Genomic DNA, 1,376 nt, shown 5'->3' with positions numbered 1-1,376 from the left:
ATACCGGTTGCACAAACCTCACAGGTCTTAAAGACAATATTGTCCGAAACCTGTGGTGGCAAACGCGTAAAGAGAGAGGTAAGTTATTTTCATTATCAATTAGCACGATGGATACCAACGGCATCCGGGTAAAGGATTTGTTAAACTACCTGCCCGCCCCACTTTTAGACCAACTGGCCCAAGCGACCCAAGTAGACTATCAGGTGAAGAAGCTCCACGGCAAGCTGCTCTTCCAGTTGCTGCTCTACGGCGTGCTCACCACCACACGCCTGAGCCTGAACGTACTGGTGGCGGTGCTCGACAGCCTGTGTTTTCGCACCTTTGCTGGTCTCAAGCCGGATTTTCAGACGCGGCGCAACTCCTTAGCCGACCGATTAGCCCATGTCCAGGTGGCTTACTTTGAGCAACTGCTCCAGGCTACCACGGCCCTGTTTCGCCGCCACTTTCCCAACGACCAGAAGCGGCCCTACCGCATTAACTGCTTTGACTCCACCACGGTTAGCTGCTCGTCTAAGCTGCTGGCGATGGGAATGGTCAACGGCATCAAGCCGAAAGATGAGAGCAAACGCCTCAAACAAATCAAGTTCACCATCGGTTTTGACGGGCTGACGGTTAGCGCTTGTGACCTGTATACCCAGCAGACTTACCTGGCCGAGGACCAGGCGCTGGGCGAAACCATCCGCCAGAGCAGCCTACAGGAAGACGAGGTCGGGGTCTTTGACCGGGGGTTAAAGAAGCGGAAAACGTTCCGGCTCTTCTCCGAGCAGGGCCGCCTATTTGTTACCCGCCTCAATTCAACCACCATGTATGTGCCGGTGGCCGTATTTACCAGCAGTCAGGGTCGCCGCACCGCCACGCTGGAACTGCTCTCCGACCAGATGGTTTACCTGTATTGTAATGGGAACGTGCTGCGCTTTCCTTTCCGCCTCATCACCGCCCGCAGCCGGCAGAGCAGCGAAACGCTGTTCTTTCTGACCAACCTGTTCGCGCTGCCAGCCAAAGAAGTTACCGCCATTTACCGCCAGCGCTGGGAAATAGAATGCTTCTTTCGCTTTCTGAAACAGGAGTTGAACTTCACCCACCTGCTGAGTCGAACCACCAATGGCATTCAGGTAACGGTTTATATCACCTTGATAGCAGCCATGCTCATCCTGGTATACCGAAAACTTAACCAGATGAGCGGTTTTAAATTGGTGAAACTCCGCTTTGAACAAGAATTGCAGACCGACATCATCAAAGAAATTGTGCGCCTTTGTCAGGGTAAGCACCAATTAGTGGACCGGCTCGTCCCGTCCGGTTAAGCTTTCGGACAATATTGTATTTAAGACCCGTGAGGTTTTAAGCAATGGCAGCTAGTTTATGCGATTTGGTATTAA

1 protein-coding gene is annotated in these 1,376 nt (G+C 52.5%); it reads left to right on the top strand.

The window, feature by feature from the left end; translation table 11 throughout:
- On the top strand, window positions 1-1,301 hold a 1,301-nt coding region (locus tag AAE02nite_RS26055; RefSeq protein WP_218033565.1), incomplete at its 5' end, for an IS4 family transposase.
- Window positions 1,302-1,376: the final 75 nt, after the last annotated feature.

This window comes from Adhaeribacter aerolatus (genome assembly GCF_007991635.1).
Classification (GTDB): Bacteria; Bacteroidota; Bacteroidia; order Cytophagales; family Hymenobacteraceae; genus Adhaeribacter; species Adhaeribacter aerolatus.
Note: the sequence above shows the minus strand (reverse complement) of the source record. Positions and strands in the feature narration are given on the sequence as shown.